The organism is Herbiconiux sp. FW305-C-125, assembly GCF_058783455.1.
The window spans coordinates 30211-48275 of the sequence record NZ_JBYSYO010000007.1 but is presented as its reverse complement, the minus strand read 5'-3'; the positions used below and the strand labels follow the sequence as shown (position 1 = coordinate 48275).

The 18065-nt window shown below is 69.2% G+C and carries 15 protein-coding genes; 10 read left to right on the top strand and 5 right to left on the bottom strand.

The genetic code is table 11. The annotated features are described in order from the left end of the window. Positions 1–11: 11 nt before the first annotated feature. From AC3WLB_RS16890 to typA, 4 genes are read left to right on the top strand one after another with little or no spacing between them, the layout of a single operon-like run. Positions 12–941 (top strand): ABC transporter permease, encoded by a 930-nt coding sequence (locus AC3WLB_RS16890; protein ID WP_022896423.1) that lies wholly within the window; start codon positions 12–14, stop codon positions 939–941. Continuing rightward, positions 931–1878: an ABC transporter permease gene (locus AC3WLB_RS16885; RefSeq protein WP_022896422.1), complete on the top strand. Its 948-nt coding sequence runs from the start codon at positions 931–933 to the stop codon at positions 1876–1878. The genes AC3WLB_RS16890 and AC3WLB_RS16885 overlap by 11 nt, the downstream gene beginning before the upstream one ends. After that, positions 1875–3650 carry an ABC transporter ATP-binding protein gene (locus AC3WLB_RS16880; RefSeq protein ID WP_022896421.1) on the top strand — a complete coding sequence of 592 codons (1776 nt, stop codon included), beginning with the start codon at positions 1875–1877 and terminating at the stop codon, positions 3648–3650. The genes AC3WLB_RS16885 and AC3WLB_RS16880 overlap by 4 nt, the downstream gene beginning before the upstream one ends. Before the next feature lie 52 nt (positions 3651–3702). Next, entirely contained in the window at positions 3703–5613 is a 1911-nt protein-coding gene (gene typA / locus AC3WLB_RS16875) for a translational GTPase TypA (RefSeq protein ID WP_492507946.1), read from the top strand. Here the strand turns inward: typA and AC3WLB_RS16870 are convergent. From AC3WLB_RS16870 to efeU, 4 genes are read right to left on the bottom strand one after another with little or no spacing between them, the layout of a single operon-like run. After that, positions 5610–6986 carry an MFS transporter gene (locus AC3WLB_RS16870; RefSeq protein WP_492507944.1) on the bottom strand — a complete coding sequence of 459 codons (1377 nt, stop codon included), beginning with the start codon at positions 6984–6986 and terminating at the stop codon, positions 5610–5612. The genes typA and AC3WLB_RS16870 overlap by 4 nt on opposite strands. Positions 6987–7019: 33 nt before the next feature. Next, positions 7020–8324 carry an iron uptake transporter deferrochelatase/peroxidase subunit gene (gene efeB / locus AC3WLB_RS16865; protein WP_492507942.1) on the bottom strand — a complete coding sequence of 435 codons (1305 nt, stop codon included), beginning with the start codon at positions 8322–8324 and terminating at the stop codon, positions 7020–7022. A gap of 18 nt (positions 8325–8342) precedes the next feature. Beyond that, entirely contained in the window at positions 8343–9536 is a 1194-nt protein-coding gene (gene efeO / locus AC3WLB_RS16860) for an iron uptake system protein EfeO (RefSeq protein ID WP_492507940.1), read from the bottom strand. A gap of 7 nt (positions 9537–9543) precedes the next feature. Further along, the gene (gene efeU, locus AC3WLB_RS16855) at positions 9544–10410 is read right to left on the bottom strand and encodes an iron uptake transporter permease EfeU (RefSeq protein ID WP_492508193.1); all 867 of its coding nucleotides are present in this window, start codon (positions 10408–10410) and stop codon (positions 9544–9546) included. A gap of 120 nt (positions 10411–10530) precedes the next feature. Here efeU and AC3WLB_RS16850 point away from each other — a divergent pair, with 120 nt between their 5' ends. From AC3WLB_RS16850 to AC3WLB_RS16830, 5 genes are all read left to right on the top strand, one after another. Continuing rightward, the gene (locus AC3WLB_RS16850; RefSeq protein WP_492507938.1) at positions 10531–12330 is read left to right on the top strand and encodes a helicase HerA-like domain-containing protein; all 1800 of its coding nucleotides are present in this window, start codon (positions 10531–10533) and stop codon (positions 12328–12330) included. Positions 12331–12360: 30 nt separating this feature from the next. Beyond that, positions 12361–12876 (top strand): hypothetical protein, encoded by a 516-nt coding sequence (locus tag AC3WLB_RS16845; RefSeq protein ID WP_492507936.1) that lies wholly within the window; start codon positions 12361–12363, stop codon positions 12874–12876. A 37-nt stretch (positions 12877–12913) separates the two neighbouring features. Continuing rightward, entirely contained in the window at positions 12914–13237 is a 324-nt protein-coding gene (fdxA, locus tag AC3WLB_RS16840; protein ID WP_022896413.1) for a ferredoxin, read from the top strand. A 16-nt stretch (positions 13238–13253) separates the two neighbouring features. Continuing rightward, a complete protein-coding gene (gene dapC, locus AC3WLB_RS16835) occupies positions 13254–14369 on the top strand; it encodes a succinyldiaminopimelate transaminase (protein WP_492507933.1) in 1116 nt (371 codons plus the stop codon). Positions 14370–14566: 197 nt separating this feature from the next. Beyond that, positions 14567–15859, top strand: a complete 1293-nt coding sequence (locus AC3WLB_RS16830) for a citrate synthase (protein WP_492508191.1) — start codon at positions 14567–14569, stop codon at positions 15857–15859. 83 nt (positions 15860–15942) lie between these two features. Here the strand turns inward: AC3WLB_RS16830 and dapD are convergent, their stop codons facing one another. Further along, positions 15943–16902, bottom strand: coding sequence for a 2,3,4,5-tetrahydropyridine-2,6-dicarboxylate N-succinyltransferase (gene dapD / locus AC3WLB_RS16825; protein WP_492507931.1), 960 nt, complete (start codon positions 16900–16902; stop codon positions 15943–15945). A gap of 39 nt (positions 16903–16941) precedes the next feature. Between dapD and dapE the strand changes: the two genes are divergently transcribed. After that, positions 16942–18063, top strand: a complete 1122-nt coding sequence (gene dapE / locus AC3WLB_RS16820) for a succinyl-diaminopimelate desuccinylase (RefSeq protein ID WP_022897334.1) — start codon at positions 16942–16944, stop codon at positions 18061–18063. The last annotated feature ends 2 nt before the right edge of the window (positions 18064–18065 follow it).

Below are 18065 nucleotides of genomic sequence, written 5' to 3'. Positions count from 1 at the left end.
CGGTCTGACCTTTGGCCGGTTACATCTTCAGGCGCATCCTCCAGGCGATCCCTGTCCTGTTGGGTACGACCTTCCTCATCTACTTCATGGTCTTCGCGATGCCCGGAGACCCGCTGCTGGCCCTGTTCGGCGACAAGACGCCGAACCCGGCGCTGCTCGAACGACTCCGTCAGGAATACCACCTCGACCAGCCGTTCATCGTGCAGTACTTCCTCTACCTCGGCGGCATCTTCCGCGGCGACTTCGGCACCTCGTTCTCGGGCGAGCCCGTCTCCGCGATCCTCGCCCGCACCTTCCCGGTCACCATCCGCCTCGCCATCATGGCGCTCTTCATCGAGTTCGTCGGCGGCGTGATCATCGGTCTGGTGTCGGGCCTCCGCAAGGGCAAGCTGTTCGACGCGTCGGCGCTCGTCATCAGCCTCATCTTCATCTCGCTGCCGATCTTCGTGATCGCCTTTGTCGCGCAATTCATCTTCGGCATCCAATTGGGCTGGGCCAGGACGACGGTGTCCACGGGTGCGCCCATCCAGGACCTGATCCTGCCGGCGTTCGTGCTGGCGAGCATCACGTTCGCACAGATCGTGCGCCTGACGCGCTCCTCGGTGATCGAGACGCAGTCGCTCGACTTCGTGCGCACCGCCTACAGCAAGGGCTTGAGCCGACGCCGCATCATCCCGGTGCACATCCTGCGCAACTCGCTCATCCCGGTGGTCACCTACGCGGCGACCGACTTCGGCGTGCTGCTCGTCGGTGCCACCGTCACGGAGGGCATCTTCAATGTGCCGGGTGTCGGCCGCACGCTCTACCAAGCCATCATCCGGGGCGAGGGACCGACGGTGGTCTCGTTCGTCACGGTCATGGTGCTCATCTACTTGGTGGTCAACCTCGTCGTCGACCTCCTGTACGGCCTTCTCGACCCGAGGATCCGCTATGTCAAATAACACCCCGAGCCCCAACCACTTCGTCGCGCCCCTGGAGGAGACCCCTCTCGTCGCGATCGACGCGGTCAAGGTGGGCGAACGCCCGAGCAACCTCTGGATCGACGCGTGGCGCGACATGCGCCGCCGGCCGATGTTCTGGATCTCGGCCGCGATCATCGTGCTCATCGTGATCGTCGCACTCTTCCCGACCCTCTTCACGCAGATCGACCCGCGTGAGTGCATCCTGTCCAGGAGCAACGGTGCACCCACGGCGACCAACATCCTCGGCTTCAACAAGCAGGGCTGCGACGTCTTCTCGCGCATCGTGCACGGAACCTCGACGTCGCTCTCGGTCGGCATCATCGTCATCATCCTGACGACGGTGCTCGGCGTGCTGTTCGGCATGTTCGCCGGCTACTACGGCGGCTGGCTCGACTCGGTGCTCTCCCGCGCGGGCGACATCTTCTTCTCGATCCCCTACATCCTGGCCGCCGTGGTCATCATGTCGGTCTTCTCGGCCTACCGGAACGTGTTCATCATCTCCTTGGCCATCGGTATCTTCGCGTGGCCGGCGACAGCACGTGTGCTGCGCGCCGAGATCCTGCGGGTGAAGAACGCCGACTTCGTGATGGCCGCTCAGGCGCTCGGTGTCTCGCGGTTCCGCATCCTGCTGCGCCACGTGCTGCCGAACTCGATCGCGCCCGTCATCGTGGTCACCACGATCTCGCTCGGCGCGGCGATCGTGGCGGAGGCGACGCTGTCGTTCCTCGGTGTCGGCCTGCCGAACTCCACCATGTCCTGGGGCAACGACATCAGCGCCGCGCAGACCGATCTCCGCACCGCGCCGCAGACGCTCATCTACCCGTCCATCGCGCTCTCGATCACCGTGCTGAGCTTCATCATGCTCGGCGAAGTCGTTCGAGACGCTCTCGACCCGAAGGCGAGGGCTCAGCGATGAGCGACCGCACCAGCCAGAACGCTCCCGGCACCGGGGGAGAGCAGCAGCCGCTGCTGCGCATCCGTGACCTCGAGGTCGGCTTCCAGACCACCGACGGCATCGTGCCGGCCGTGCGTGGCGTCGACCTCACCCTCATGCCGGGTCAGACCCTCGCCATCGTGGGGGAGTCGGGGTCGGGCAAGTCGACCACCGCGCACGCGATCATCAACCTCCTGCCCGGCCCCGGCCGGATCACCGGCGGCTCGATCGAGTTCGACGGCAAGGAGCTCACGAAGTACTCCGAGCGCGAGATGGAGGACATCCGCGGCAAGCTCATCGGCTTCGTGCCGCAGGACCCGATGTCGAACCTCAACCCGGTGTGGTCGATCGGCTTCCAGGTCGAGGAGACCATCCGCGCGAACGGCATCGCCACCGGCCGCAAGGACGTGCGAGCGCATGCCATCCAGGTGCTCCGCGAGGCGGGGCTGCAGGATGCGGACAAGCGGCTGAAGCAGTTCCCGCACCAGTTCTCGGGCGGCATGCGCCAGCGTGTGCTGATCGGCATCGGCCTGTCGTCGCGGCCGAAGCTCCTCATCGCGGACGAGCCCACCTCGGCGCTCGACGTCACCGTGCAGCGGCGCATCCTCGACCACCTCGAGACGCTCACCCGCGACATCGGCACCGCGGTGCTCTTCATCACCCACGACCTCGGCCTCGCGGCCGAGCGGGCCGAGCAGCTCGTCGTGATGTACAAGGGCAAGATCGTCGAGGCAGGGCCGTCGAAGGAGATCCTGCAGAACCCGATCCACCCGTACACCCAGCGTCTCGTGGCCGCGGCACCGAGCCTGGCCTCGCGCCGCATCCAGTCGGCCACGCACGAGTCGGCGTCGCACGCGCTCAGCGACCTCGACTACGCGCCCACCCAGGTCACCGAGGGGCTCGACCTCATCGCGGCCGCGGAGGAGCGGCTCGAGCACACCTCCCGCACCAAGCGGCCCGACGCGATCGTGGTCAAGGACCTCACGAAGGTCTACAAGATCCGCGGCCAGGGCAAGGGAGCGTCGGGCGAGCTCATCGCCTCCGACAAGGTGAACTTCACCGTGGAGAAGGGCACCACCACGGCGCTCGTGGGCGAGTCCGGCTCGGGCAAGTCGACCGTGGCGAAGATGATCCTGCGCCTGGAAGATCCGACCAGCGGCTCGATCCTCATCGACGGACAGGACGTGGCGCCGCTGAAGGGCAAGGGGTTGCTCGACCTGCGCCGTCGCATGCAGCCGGTGTTCCAGGACCCGTACGGTTCACTCGACCCGCTGCGCAACATCGGCAACACGATCGGCGAGCCGCTGCACACCCACAACGTGGGCGACCGTGCCTCCCGCAAGGCCCGGGTGCTCGAGCTCCTCGACCAGGTGGCGCTGCCGCAGACGCTCATCACGCGGTACCCGAACGAGCTCTCCGGCGGGCAGCGTCAGCGCGTGGCCATCGCGCGGGCGCTCGCGCTGAAGCCCGACATCGTGGTGCTCGACGAGGCGGTGTCGGCGCTCGACGTGCTGGTGCAGGCCCAGATCCTGAAATTGCTGGCCGATCTGCAGGCCGAACTCGAGCTCACCTACCTCTTCATCACGCACGACCTCGCGGTGGTGCGGGTCATCGCCGACAACGTCTGCGTGATGCAGAAGGGGCGCATCGTGGAGGCGGCTTCGACCGACCAGGTCTTCGACAACCCGCAGGAGCAGTACACTAAGGAGTTGCTGAACGCCATCCCGGGAGCCGGAATAGCCCTGGGGGTTTAGCCATTCGGGGCGTAGCCGCCCGCAACTTCCCCCTGTACTTGAGGACTTTCCCATGGCCAAAGCCACCCGTGACGACCTGCGCAACGTCGCAATCGTCGCCCACGTCGACCACGGCAAGACGACCCTCGTCGACGCCATGCTCACCCAGACCAACTCGTTCGACGCGCACTTCGAGGCCGACGACCGGATGATGGACTCCAACGACCTGGAACGTGAGAAAGGCATCACGATCCTGGCGAAGAACACCGCCATCACCTACAACGGCGTCCATGCGGGAGACAAGCCGATCACGATCAACGTGATCGACACGCCCGGTCACGCCGACTTCGGTGGTGAGGTCGAGCGCGGCCTCTCGATGGTCGACGGCGTGGTGCTGCTCGTGGATGCGAGCGAGGGCCCGTTGCCGCAGACCCGCTTCGTGCTCCGCAAGGCGCTCGAGGCGAAGCTGCCCGTGATCCTGCTGGTCAACAAGACCGACCGGCCGGATGCGCGGATCGACGAGGTCGTGGGCGAGTCGCAGGACCTGCTGCTCGGGCTGGCCTCCGACCTCGCCGACGACGTGCCCGACCTGGACCTCGATGCGATCCTCGACGTACCGGTGGTCTACGCCTCCGGCCGCAACGGTGCCGCGAGCCTCAACAAGCCGGAGAACGGCACGCTGCCCGACAACGACGACCTCGAGCCGCTGTTCGGCGCGATCCTGGAGCACATCCCGGCGCCGACCTACGATGACGAGGCGCCGCTGCAGGCGCACGTCACGAACCTCGACGCCTCGCCCTTCCTCGGCCGGCTGGCGCTCCTGCGCGTGTTCAACGGCACGATCAAGAAGGGTCAGCAGGTCGCCTGGGTCAGGCACGACGGTACCGTGCAGAACCAGCGCATCACCGAGCTCCTGAAGACGGTGGCGCTCACCCGCTTCCCGACCGAATCGGCCGGCCCGGGTGACATCGTCGCGATCGCGGGCATCGAGGACATCACGATCGGCGAGACCATCGCCGACCCCGACGACGTGCGGCCCCTGCCGGCCATCACGGTCGACGATCCCGCCATCTCGATGACGATCGGCACCAACACCTCGCCCCTCGTCGGCAAGGTGAAGGGTCACAAGCTCACCGCGCGCATGGTGAAGGACCGCCTCGACCGCGAACTCGTCGGCAACGTGTCGCTGCGCGTGGTCGACATCGGGAACCCCGCCGCCTGGGAGGTGCAGGGCCGAGGCGAACTCGCCCTGGCGATCCTGGTCGAGAACATGCGGCGCGAGGGCTACGAGCTCACCGTCGGCAAGCCCCAGGTGGTCACGAAGCAGGTCAACGGCAAGACCCACGAGCCGTACGAGCACCTCACGATCGACGCGCCCGAGGAGTACCTCGGCGCGATCACGCAGCTGCTCGCCGCCCGCAAGGGCCGGATGGAGGGGATGTCGAACCACGGCACCGGCTGGGTGCGCATGGAGTTCATCGTGCCCTCGCGCGGCCTCATCGGGTTCCGCACCGAGTTCCTCACCATCACGCGCGGCACGGGCATCGCGAACGCGATCTCGCACGGCTACGACGAGTGGGCCGGTTCGATCGTCACCCGCAACAACGGGTCGATCGTGGCCGACCGCGCCGGCGTGGTCACGCCGTTCGCCATCATCGCGCTCCAGGAGCGCATGACCTTCTTCGTGAATCCCACCGAGGAGGTCTACGAGGGCATGGTGATCGGTGAGAACTCGCGCGCCGACGACATGGACGTGAACATCACCAAGGAGAAGAAGCTGACGAACATGCGTCAGTCGACGGCCGACAACTTCGAGTCGATGACGCCCTCGCGTCAGCTCTCGCTCGAGGAGAGCCTCGAGTTCGCCCGTGAGGACGAGTGCGTCGAGGTGACGCCGGAGAAGGTGCGCATCCGCAAGGTCGAACTCGACCAGAACGCCCGCGCCCGCATGACCGCGAACCTCAAGCGAGCGAACAACTCCTAGGGGGCCAGGCTCGCCCCAGCCGGCTCCGACTGCCGCGCCCCGGTGCGCCCGCTCACCGCGAGCGCACCGAGGGCGACGGCCAGTGCGAGGGCGAACACGGCTGCGAACGCTCCCGTGGTCTGGAACAGCGCACCGGCGACCGAGAGCGCCATGGCCGGCCCGGTCGCATCCGCGATGTTGAGCGCGGCACTGTTGAAGCCCTGGTTGCCCGGCTCGGAGTAGCCGAGCACGAGCACCGACAGCCGCGGGTAGCACATGCCCATGCCGAAGCCCGAGACGGCCCAGCCGGCGATGGCGACCCAGGTGGGGAGCCCGAAGACCGCCGTGCCCACGACGGCGCCGATGGCCAGGCACACCGCCGCCGACCCGAGGCGGAGGCTCGTGCCGGCGGCGAGGCGGTCGGCGACCTGCCCCTGCAGCACCGACGACAGGCCCCAGGCCACACCCGCCACGGTGAGCGCCAGCCCGGCCAGCGCAGGACTCAAGCCGCGCGCGTCGGTGAGGAAGTACGGCAGGTAGATCTCGGCCGAGAAGTAGCCGCCGGCCAGGAGCATCCGCATCAGCACGACACTCGGCAGACCCCGTCCGGCCCGCAGCGCGCGGCGGGGCAGCAGCGGGCGGAGGGCGACGAGGGCGGCGACGAAGGCCACCCCACCGAGGAGGTAGACGGCGGCGCCCTCGAGCTCGGTCGCGACGCTCAGCACGAGAACGGCGGCCGCCAGCAGGAGCGACCACAGGATGCGCGGGACGCTCCACGACGGCCGGTCGCCCGCATCCGTGCTCACCCCGGTGACCGACCGCATCGCGGGCACCACCAGTGCCGCCGCGCCGACCGTGAGCACGGCCACGCCGAGGAACACCCACCGCCAGCCCACCGTCTGGCCGAGGACTCCCGCGACGAACGGGCCCACGAGCGCCGGAACGACCCAGGCGGCGGCGAACATGCCGAAGATCTTGGGTTGCAGGGCAGCCGGGTAGATCCGCCCCACCACGACGTAGAGCGAGACCGTCAGAGCGCCGCCGCCGAGGCCGTGCACGAGCCGGCCGGCCACGACGGCGCCCATGGCGGTGGCCGTGCCGGCGACCAGCAGCCCGATCACGAACAGGGCGACGGATGCGTACAACGGCACCCGCGGGCCGGACCGGTCGGCCCACATCCCCGCCACCACCATCCCGAGCACCGACACGGCGAGCGGCCCGGCGAACGCCACGGCGTAGAGCGAGGCGCCGTCGAGTTCGGCGCTGATCACGGGCATCACCGTGGTGACGGCGAGGTTCTCGAACGCCGCCACGAAGATGAGGGCGACGGCGCCGACGGTGACGAGGCGCAGCCGGGGCGAGAACACCCCGCCCGTCTCCGTCGTCGCACTCACTCTCTCGACCGTATTGCCTCCCGGTCGATCGGGCTAATCGAAGAGGGTCTCGCCGACGTAGCCGCCGTCGCGGGCGCCCGGGGGAACTGCGAAGATCGCCGACCCGACATGGCGGATGTACTCGTTCATCGCGTCGTTCTTGGCCAGGTTGAGCTGGATCGGGATGAACTGCTTGCGCGGGTCGCGCTGGTAGGCGATGAAGAACAGGCCCGCGTTCAGGCGCCCGAGGTCGTCGTTGCCGTCGACGAAGTTGTAGCCGCGGCGCAGCAGCTGGGCGCCGGAGTTCTGCTCGGGGTGGGCGAGTCGCACGTGCGAGTCCGCGGCGATGAGGGGTGCGCCGCCCTGGCCGGTGGCGGCGAAGTCGGGCTCCGAGAACTCGGTGCCGCCCGAGTACGGCGCACCCTCGCCCTTGGTGCGCCCGACGATGGCTTCCTGCTCACGGAGCGAGGTGCGGTCCCAGGTCTCGATGGTCATGCGGATCTTACGCGCGACGAGATACGAGCCACCGGCCATCCAGCCCGCACCGTCGTCGGCGGCGGCCCAGACCTGCTCGTTCACCACGCCGGTGTCCTCGGCCTTGATGTTGGCGGTGCCGTCCTTGAAGCCGAAGAGGTTGCGCGGCGTGTGCTGCGCCTTGGTGGTGGAACTCGTGCGGCCGAAGCCGAGCTGCGACCAGCGGATGCTCGCCCGCCCGAACGCGATGCGGGAGAGGTTGCGGATGGCGTGCACCGCCACCTGCGGGTCGTCGCTGCAGGCCTGGATGCAGAGGTCGCCGCCGGAGAGCGCATCCTGCAGCATGTCGGCGGGGAAGTGCGGCAGGTCGACCAGCGCCGCCGGCCGCTGCGCCGCGATCCCGAAGCGGTCGGTGCCGTCGGCGGCCTGGAAGAGGGTCGGCCCGAAGCCGATGGTGATGGTGAGCCCCGCGGCCGGGAGCCCGAGCGCCTCACCCGTGTCGTCGGGCGGGGCGTCGTACGGTCCGTTCACGGCGCCGTACGTCCCCGCCTGCTGACCCTGGGTCATCAGGGCCGCGGCGGCGCTCCAGTCCTGCAGCAGCTCCACCAGGTCGTCGCGGGAGAGTCCCTCGGCGACATCGAAGCTCGCGAAGTGCAGGCGGTCTTGCGCGGGGGTGACGATGCCGGCCTGGTGGTCGCCGAAGAACGGGTACACGGCTGCGTTCTCCTGCGCCGCGGCCGCCGGCGGGAGCACGAAGCGGTCGATCGCGGCACCGGCCCCCAGACCCACGGCGCCCGCCCCGGCCAGGCCGAGCCCGAGCAACCCCCTGCGGGAGATGCCGGTCCGGCCCGGTTCTGCCGGGGCGGGTGTCGTGGGGTCGGACATGATGCTTGACTCTCCGGGTCAGCCGACGAGGGTCGCCGTGAGCTGGCTGAGCGGCTCGCTGAGGGCGTTGACGCCGTCGGCCAGCTGCTTGACCTGCTCGGTGCTGAGCTCGTTGTAGTAGGTGAAGCCGGAGTCGAGGCTGCCGTACTCCGACAGGGTGTCCTGGAGCGAGGCTAAACGGTCGTCGATCGTCTTCACGAGATCGGGATCCTTCGTCTCCACGATGTCGCGCACGCCCTCGTAGGCGACCTTCGCGCCCTCGAGGTTGGCCTGGAAGTCCCAGAGGTCGGTGTGCGACCAGATCTCCTCTTCGCCCGTGATCTTGCCGGAGGCGACCTCTTCGAGCAGGCCGATGGCGCCGTTGGAGATGGCATCGATCGAGACCGTGTAGTCGGCGGCGTTCACCGCGTCATAGAGGGCCTGGGTGTCGGCGGTGAGCTTGTCGGCGTAGTCCTGGCGCTCCGCCTGGGTGAGCGACACATAGGTGACGCCGCCGTTCTCAGCCGGCGCCGGCGGGAACAGGTCCTTCTCGATGCGGTGCCAGCCGGTCCACTCGTCGCCCTCGGCGACATCGGCCTCGCGGAAGTCGATCTTCGGGTCGAGGTCGCCGAACGACTCCGCCACCGGCTCGATGCGCTCGTAGTTGGCGCGGGTGGTCGCGTAGAGGTCGCGGGCGGTCGCGTCGTCGCCGGCGAGGTAGGCGTCGAGGAAGGTCTGGGTGCCGGTGACCAGCTGACCGACCTGATCCTTCACATAGGCCACGTAGTTGACCGCGGCCTGGTCGACCTGGTCCTGCACGTCGCCCGCGAGCTGCACCTTGTCGCCGGTGACCGTGAAGGATGCCCGGCCGATGCCGTCGCCCACCATGCCCGGCTTGCAGACGGTGAAGTAGTCGCCGGGCTGCGCCTGCACCACGAGATCGCGCGAGATTCCGGGGCCCACGTTCTCGACCTCGCCGATGATGCGCAGACCGTCGTCGGCGAGGAGGTAGAACTCCGTCACCTGGTCGCCGGAGTTCGTGACCGAGAAGGTGAGCGTGCCGCTCGCGGCGGTGGTGGTGCTGACCGCGCATCCGTCGGCCGAGCTGTCGACGGTGATGGCGCCGGCCGCATCCGTCGACCCGGCGTTGTTCGGCACGCAGCCGGCCAGGGCCAGCACGGACAGGGCTGCGCCGGCAGCGATCAGCAGAGGGCGGGCGGGGGCGGATCTCATGGGTCTCCTAGCTGTGAGCGGTGGTGACGGCAGCGGGTGCAGGCGCCGCCTGACGGGTCGTCGTGGGCTTCGATCCGCGCGCCACCGCGCGGATGAACAGGGTCATGGTGGGAACGAAGTAGAGCAACCACACCGTGAGCTCGAGCCAGGTCGTGGCGGGGGAGAAGTTGACGGTGCCCTTCAGCAGGGTGCCGTACCAGCTGTCGGGCGGCACGATCGCCGTCACGTCGAAGGCGAGGCTGTTGAGGCCGGGCAGGATGCCGGCCTCCTGCAGGTCGTGCACGCCGTAGGAGAGCACCCCCGCGGCGACCAGGATGAGGAAGCCGCCCGACCAGGCGAAGAACCGTGCCAGGTTGATGCGCACCAGACCGCGGTAGATGAGGTAGCCGAGCACGACGGCACTGAGGATGCCGAGGGCGGCGCCCAGCAACGGCAACGTCGTCTCTCCGGTGGCCTGCACGGCGGCCCAGATGAACAGCGCGGTCTCGACGCCCTCCCGGCCCACGGCGAGGAATGCGACCAGCACGAGACCCCACCCGGCACCGATCAGCGCCTTGTCGATGTCGCTCTGCAACGTGCCTTTGAGGTTGCGGGAGGTGCGGAGCATCCAGAACACCATCCAGGTCACGAAACCGGTAGCGACGATGGAGAGGGAGCCGCCGAGCGCCTCCTGCGCCTCGAAGCTCAGGCCGTAGGCGCCGAAGGTGAGCACGGCGCCGACGGTCAGGGCGACGAGGACGGCGAGGCCGACGCCGATCCACAGCCGGAACAAGACGTCGCGGCGGCCGAGCTTGCGCACGTAGGCCACGAGGATGCCCACGACGAGCGCGGCCTCGAGGCCCTCACGCAGACCGATCAGATAGTTGGCGAGCACGGGAACCATTCCGGGATTTCGGGTAAGCGTAGCCTTACCAAAGTTCGAGCGTAATCTCGCGGCGGGTAATTGTCCACATGAAACGATCTCGATTCGTGCTCGGCCTTCTAGGCTGAGGTCATGACGGATGACGACGTTCGGCAGGCACAGGCCGATGCCGCCGCCGCGGTGGCGGCAGCGCGAGAGGCCCAGGCGGCTGCGGAAGCGGCCGTGAAACGCGCCGAGGAGGCGCTCGCCGCGGCGACGGCAGGTGCTGCAGCGGCGGCGGAGCCCGCCCCGCCGGCAGCGCCGCCGTCGCCCGCCCCTCCGGCACCGCTCGGCGCCGACGCGGTCGAAGCCATCCGCGCCGGCTACGCGTTCGACGGCCCGGCGCTCGAGATCGGCGCCCTCGTGAACGGTGAGGCGCGACCCGACGTGCAGGTGCGCATCCCCCTCGCCATGACCAACCGGCACGGTCTCATCGCCGGCGCCACCGGAACCGGCAAGACCCGCACTCTGCAGACCCTCGCCGAACAGTTCGCCGCCGCCGGGGTGCCCGTGTTCGCCGCCGACATGAAGGGCGACCTCTCGGGGGTCGCCACGCCGGGCGAGCCGAGCGAGAAGCTGCTCGCCCGCACGGCCGCGATCGGCCAGGACTGGTCCCCACGGGCCAGCCGCACCGAGTACTTCAGCCTCGGCGGCATCGGCAAGGGAGTGCCGATCCGCGCCACCCTGGCGGGCTTCGGCCCGGTGCTGCTCAGCAAGGTGCTGGGGCTCAACGAGACGCAGGAGTCGAGCCTCGGCCTGGTCTTCCACTACGCCGAGCAGGCGGGGCTGCCGCTGCTCGACCTCAGCGATCTCCGGGCGGTGCTCAGCTACCTGACGAGCGCCGAGGGCAAGGGTGAGCTGAAGTCGCTCGGCGGGCTCTCGAACGCCACGGTCGGCGTCATCCTGCGCGAGCTCATCGCCTTCGCCGCTCAGGGCGCGGAGGCGTTCTTCGGCGAGCCCGAGATCGACACCGCCGTGTTCCTCCGCACCGCCGACGACGGCACCGGCATCATCAGCCTGCTCGAGCTGCCCCGGGTCGCCGACCGGCCGGCCCTGTTCTCCACATTCCTGATGTGGCTGCTCGCCGATCTCTACAACGACCTGCCCGAGGTGGGCGACCTCGACAAACCCAAGCTCGTTTTCTTCTTCGACGAGGCGCACCTGCTGTTCCGCGACGCGTCGAAGGATTTCGTGCAGCAGATCGTGCAGACCGTGCGGCTCATCCGCTCGAAGGGCGTCGGCATCTTCTTCGTCACCCAGACGCCGAAGGACGTGCCGGCCGACGTCCTCGGCCAGCTCGGCTCGCGCGTGCAGCACGCCCTCCGCGCCTTCACCCCTGACGACGCGAAGGCGCTGCGTGCGACGGTCTCGACCTACCCCACCTCCGCCTACGACCTCGACCAGGTGCTGCAGAGCCTCGGCACCGGCGAGGCGATCGTGACGGTGATGAACGAGAAGGGCGCGCCGAGCCCGGTCGCCTGGACGAGGGTTCGGGCCCCGCAGGGCTCGATGGCGCCGACACCGGATGCGCAGATCGACCAGACCGTGGCCTCATCTCCGCTCCTACCGCTCTACGGCAGCCCCGTCGACCGCGAATCCGCTCGGGAGCTGCTCGCGGCGAAGCTGAACGCCGCAGCGGCCGCGGCCTCCGCGCAGGAGGCTGCCGACGAGTACGCCCGGCAGCAGGCCGAGTTCGAGAAGCAGGTGCAGCGCGAGGCGAAGGCGCAGGCCGAGAAGGATGCGCGGCGCGCGCCGGCCCCGCGCTCCACGCCGCGCAGCCGCACCACCAAACCGCAGCCCGACCTCCTCGGCGACGTGCTCGGCTCCAAGGCGACCCAGACCATCCTGAGAGGTGTCATCGAAGGCGTCTTCGGAACGCGTCGCCGGCGCTGATCCGGGCGGGTGACGCCGTAGGCTGGGCCGGTGGACAACGAGTCGCGCAGCCCAGAGCCGGCCTACGGCATCCGCACCACGGGTGCCGGGACACCGGGCGGGTCGCCCTACGCATTCCCGCCCGCCGAGGCCCACGCCGGGCCCGACGCGGAGCCCGTCGGCACGTCGCTCGTCACCCGGCTGCTTGGCTACCTCGTCGCCCTGCTGCTCGGTGCTCTGTTCGGTGTGCTCGGCACCATCGTGCACCAGATCACGTTCAGCGTGGCCGGCCTGTTCGACCTGCCGATCGGCCTCGCCATCGCGCTGCCCGCAGAACTGCTGCTGCTCATCGGGCTCCGCATGAGCTTCCTCACGCGGCTCCCGGCCGTCCTCGCCGGGGTGGGTCTCGTGGGGATGACGGCGCTGCTGGCGCTCCCGAGCCCCGGCGGCTCCGTGCTCATCCCCGAAGGGGTGCTCGGCTACTGCTGGCTGCTCGGATCGACCCTGGTCGCCGTCGTCGTGCTCGCCTGGCCGCGGCTGGGCGGAGCACGGTCCGCGACGAAGTAGACTCGAATCCCCGGTCATCGAAGGGACCTGAAGCACTGTGACCTATGTCATCGCCCTCCCGTGCGTGGATGTCAAAGACCGCGCGTGTATCGACGAATGCCCCGTCGACTGCATCTACGAAGGCGAACGCTCGCTCTACATCCACCCCGACGAATGCGTCGACTGCGGCGCCTGCGAGCCGGTGTGCCCGGTCGAGGCCATCTACTACGAAGACGACCTCCCCGAGGAGTGGGCCGACTACTACAAGGCCAACGTCGAGTTCTTCGACGAGATCGGCTCGCCCGGTGGCGCCGCCAAGGTCGGCGTGATCAAGCACGACCACCCGCTCGTCGCCGCACTGCCCCCGCAGGGCGAGCACTGAGCACCCGGGCCTGAGCATGGCCCTCGGCGAGCTGCCCGACTACCCCTGGGACGAGATGGCGCCGTTCGCGGCCCGCGCCCGCGCGCACCCCGACGGCATCGTCGACCTCTCGATCGGGTCACCCGTCGACCCCACGCCGGAGGTGGTGCGCTCGGCGCTGGCCGAGGCGACGGATGCGCACGCCTACCCGCAGACCGCCGGCACCGTGCGGCTGCGCGAGGCCATCGTGGCCTGGTACGAGCGGCGGCGAGGCGTCACCGGCTTGACCGAGGCGAACGTGCTGCCCACCATCGGCTCGAAGGAGTTCGTGGCGTGGCTGCCGTTCATGCTGGGGCTCGGCGAGGGCAACGTGGTGGTGCATCCGCGCGCCGCGTACCCCACCTATGCCATCGGGGCGCAGATCGCGGGCGCCACCGCCTTCGCGTCGGACGACCCCGACGAGTGGCCGGCGAACACGCGCCTGGTCTGGACGAACAGTCCGGGCAACCCGGATGGCCGGGTGCTCGACCTGGCCGCCCTGCAGCGGGCGGTCGCCCGGGCGCGCTCGCTCGGCGCGGTGATCGCGGGCGACGAGTGCTACGCCGAGCTCGGCTGGGACGGACCGTGGGCGAGCGAGCCGGTGCCGAGCATCCTGGATGCGCGGGTCACCGGGGGAGACCTCACCGGGGTGATCGCGGCGTACTCGCTGAGCAAGCAGTCGAACCTCGCCGGGTACCGTGCGGCGTTCGCCGCCGGCGACCCCGCGCTGGTGGCGCGGCTCGTGACGGTGCGCAAGCACGCCGGCATGATCCCGCCCGGCCCGGTGCAGACCGCGATGGTGGCGGCGCTCGGCGACGACCTGCACGTGGCGGAGCAGAAGGAACGGTACCGGGCGCGACGTGACGTGCTGCGGCCGGCGCTCGAGCGAGCGGGGTTGCGGATCGACGAGAGTGCGGCCGGGCTCTACCTCTGGGCCACCGAGGGGCGGGACGCCTGGTCGACCATCGAGGCGCTGGCGACGCGGGGCATCCTGGCCGGGCCCGGTCATTTCTACGGGCCGTACTTCCCCGAGCACGTGCGGTTCTCGCTCACCGCGAGCGACGAGCGAATCGCCGCCGCGGCGTCGCGACTGGCGGCGTCGGGGCTTCGTTAGTCGCATTCCTCCAACGCCGCCGGGCAAGCGTGATCGAATGCAACAGTAGGGTTCGGGTCACATTAGGCTGTATGAGGGTCAACGCGGTCACGGTTCACAAACACCTCACTGCGTCCCGCCACTGACACGCAGGCAGGATCACTCAGGGAGGCGCCGTGACGGACGTCGGTCAAGAAACCACCAGCTCGATCGAGGAGATCGACGAGGTCGAGGTTCCGACCGCGACCCTCAGCTATCCCGGGGGCACCGCCGAGTTCCCGGTGCTGCAGAGCGTCGACGGGGCGTCGTCGATCGACCTCTCCACGCTGACCAAGCAGACGGGTCTGACCACCCTCGACTACGGCTTCGTGAACACCGCGGCCACGCGGTCGGAGATCACCTACATCGACGGCGACCAGGGCATCCTGCGCTACCGCGGGTATCCGATCGAGCAGGTCGCCCAGAATCTCACCTACCTCGAGGTGGCGTGGTTGCTCATCTACGGGGAGCTGCCGTCGGTCTCCGAGCTCGCAGAGTTCGACGAGAAGATCCGCCGCCACACGCTGCTGCACGAAGACCTCAAGCGGTTCTTCGACGCGCTGCCGCACAACGCGCATCCGATGTCGGTGCTGTCGTCGGGTGTGTCGGCACTGTCGACGTACTACCAGGACTCGATCAACCCGCACAAGCCCGAAGACGTCGAGATCTCGACCATCCGGTTGCTCGCCAAGCTCCCGGTGATGGCGGCCTACGCGCACAAGAAGAGCCTCGGGCAGGCGTTTCTCTACCCCGACAACTCGCTGTCGTTCGTCGACAACTTCCTGCGGCTGAACTTCGGCACCATGGCCGAGCCGTACGAGATCAACCCGGTGCTGTCGAAGGCGCTCGAGCGACTGCTCATCCTGCACGAAGACCACGAGCAGAACGCATCGACCTCGACCGTGCGGCTCGTCGGCTCCACCGAGGCCAACATGTTCGCCTCGATCTCGGCGGGCATCAACGCGCTGTTCGGGCCGCTGCACGGCGGGGCGAACGAGGCGGTGCTGACCATGCTGGCGCAGATCCGCGACTCGGGTGAGGGCGTGGACAAGTTCGTGGAGCGGGTGAAGAACAAGGAGGCGGGCATCCGTCTCATGGGCTTCGGGCATCGCGTCTACAAGAACTACGACCCGCGGGCCAAGCTCGTGAAGGAGAGCGCCGACGAGGTGCTCACCGCGCTGGGCGTGCAGGACCCGCTGCTCGACATCGCGAAGGAGCTCGAGCAGGTCGCGCTGTCGGACGAGTACTTCATCTCGCGGCGGCTGTACCCGAACGTCGACTTCTACACCGGCGTGATCTACAAGGCGATGGGCTTCCCGACTCGCATGTTCACGGTGCTGTTCGCGATCGGGCGCCTGCCCGGCTGGATCGCGCACTGGCGGGAGATGGCGACCGACCCGGCCACGAAGATCGGCCGCCCGCAGCAGCTCTACGTCGGCGCCCCCGCCCGCGACCTCCCGCCCCGCCCCTGACCCCGGCGGCCGTTTTCAGGAGAAGCGCCCGTACTCAGGCCACTGTGACCTGAGTACGGGCGCTTCGCTGTAGTTCGCCTGAATCAGGCGTGGAGGGTGGGGTTGAGGGTGACGCCCGCGCCGGTGCGGGAGACGGCCTCGACGGCGCCGGTGAGGGAGTTGCGGCGGAAGAGGAGGTTCGGCACGCCCGAGAGGTCGACCGCCTTCACGATGCGGTTCTCCTCGTCGGAGCCCGACGCGTCGATCAGCACCACCTTCGTGCCCGCCGTGACGTAGAGCCCGGCCTCCACCACCGAGTCGTCGCCGATCGAGATGCCGATGCCCGAGTTCGCGCCGAGCAGCGCCCGGCGCCCGATCGACACCCGCTGGGTACCGCCCCCGGAGAGGGTGCCCATGATGGAGGCGCCGCCGCCGATGTCCGACCCGTCGCCCACGACGACGCCCTGCGAGATGCGCCCCTCGACCATCGAGGTGCCGAGCGTGCCGGCGTTGAAGTTCACGAAGCCCTCGTGCATCACCGTGGTGCCGGGTGCGAGGTGGGCGCCGAGCCGCACCCGCGACGCATCCGCGATGCGCACCTTCGCGGGCGTGACGTAGTCGAGCAGGCGCGGGAACTTGTCGACGCCGTAGGCCTGGATGCCCGCACGCTGGAGCGACGGGCGCAACCGGTCGAAGTCGTCCGGATGCACGGGGCCCGCGTTCGTCCACACCACGATCGGCAGGTGCGCGAAGATCCCGTCGAGGTTCACCGTGTTCGGGGCGACGAGGAGGTGCGAGAGCAGGTGCAGGCGCAGGTAGGCGTCGGGTGTCGACTGCGGCGGAGCGGCGAGCTCGATCTCGACCGTGGCGATGTCGAAGGTGACGCCCCGCCGCGCATCCGGATTCGCGTAGGCGACGAGCTCCTCGGGGTGCTGCAGCCCCTCCGGCGCGCGGCCGAGCGCCGGCGCGGGGAACCAGGTGTCGAGGGCGGTGCCGTCGCCGGCGAGGGTGATGAGTCCGTTGCCCCAGGCGTGCGTGGGAGCTGTCAGTACTTCGTCAGGCATGACTCAAGCGTATTGGGCCCGGAACCCTAAACTTGTGGAATGCCTGCTTTCGACCCCGCGCATCCGGTTCTCGACCTCAGCGAATCGTCGGTGGTGCTGACGCAACAGATCTGCGACGTCGAGAGCGTCTCGGGCAACGAGACACTGCTGGCGGATGCGATCGTCGCCGCCCTCGAGCAACAGGCGCCGCATCTCGAGATCGTGCGCGACGGCGACACCGTCGTGGCCCGCACGAACCTCGGCCGGGCGCAGCGTGTGGCGATCGCCGGGCACATCGACACCGTGCCCCTGAACGACAACCTGCCGACCCGCTACGAGACGATCGACGGGGTCGAGTACCTCTGGGGCCGTGGAACCGTCGACATGAAAGCCGGCACCGCCGTGCAACTGAAGCTCGCCGCCGAGCTCGTGAACCCCGAGGTCGACATCACCTGGATGTGGTACGACCACGAGGAGGTCTCGAACGACCTCAACGGCCTCACCCGGCTCGCCGCGAACCGTCCCGAGTTGTTCGCTGCCGACTTCGCCATCCTCGGCGAGCCGAGCAACTCGCAGATCGAGGGCGGCTGCAACGGCAACCTGCGCGCCGAGATCCGCGCCTACGGGCTGCGGGCGCACTCCGCGCGAGGGTGGGTGGGCGACAACGCCATCCACAAGGCGGCCACCATCCTCGACACCCTCGCGCACTACCAGGCGCGCGAGGTCGAGGTCGACGGGCTGGTCTACCGCGAAGGCCTGAACGCGGTCGGCATCACGGGCGGGGTGGCCGGCAACGTCATCCCGGACGAGGTGATGGTGCACGTGAACTACCGCTTCGCGCCGAGCCGTAGCGGCGAGGAGGCGGTCGCGCACATCCACGAGCTCTTCCCGGGCTTCGACATCCGCATCGTTGACCTCGCCGAAGGCGCGCGCCCCGGGCTCGACGCACCGCTGGCCCAGCGCTTCCTCGCCGCGGTCGGCGGGGAGCCCAAGCCGAAGTACGGCTGGACCGACGTGGCCCGCTTCTCGGCGATGGGCGTCCCCGCCGTCAACTACGGGCCGGGCGACCCGCTCAAGGCGCACGCCGACGACGAGCGGGTGAGCCTGCAGCAGATCCGCGACTGCGAGGCGGGGCTGCGCGCCTGGCTGAGCGGCGGCGACAGCCCGGCCGCCGCCGGCTGAGC

Coding starts and splice junctions, on each gene's coding strand:
- AC3WLB_RS16885 (WP_022896422.1), top strand. CDS start 931: ATGTCAAATAACACCCCGAGCCCCAACCACTTCGTCGCGCCCCTGGAG.
- AC3WLB_RS16880 (WP_022896421.1), top strand. CDS start 1,875: ATGAGCGACCGCACCAGCCAGAACGCTCCCGGCACCGGGGGAGAGCAG.
- typA (WP_492507946.1), top strand. CDS start 3,703: ATGGCCAAAGCCACCCGTGACGACCTGCGCAACGTCGCAATCGTCGCC.
- efeB (WP_492507942.1), bottom strand. CDS start 8,324: ATGTCCGACCCCACGACACCCGCCCCGGCAGAACCGGGCCGGACCGGC.
- efeO (WP_492507940.1), bottom strand. CDS start 9,536: ATGAGATCCGCCCCCGCCCGCCCTCTGCTGATCGCTGCCGGCGCAGCC.
- AC3WLB_RS16850 (WP_492507938.1), top strand. CDS start 10,531: ATGACGGATGACGACGTTCGGCAGGCACAGGCCGATGCCGCCGCCGCG.
- dapC (WP_492507933.1), top strand. CDS start 13,254: ATGGCCCTCGGCGAGCTGCCCGACTACCCCTGGGACGAGATGGCGCCG.
- dapD (WP_492507931.1), bottom strand. CDS start 16,902: ATGCCTGACGAAGTACTGACAGCTCCCACGCACGCCTGGGGCAACGGA.
- dapE (WP_022897334.1), top strand. CDS start 16,942: ATGCCTGCTTTCGACCCCGCGCATCCGGTTCTCGACCTCAGCGAATCG.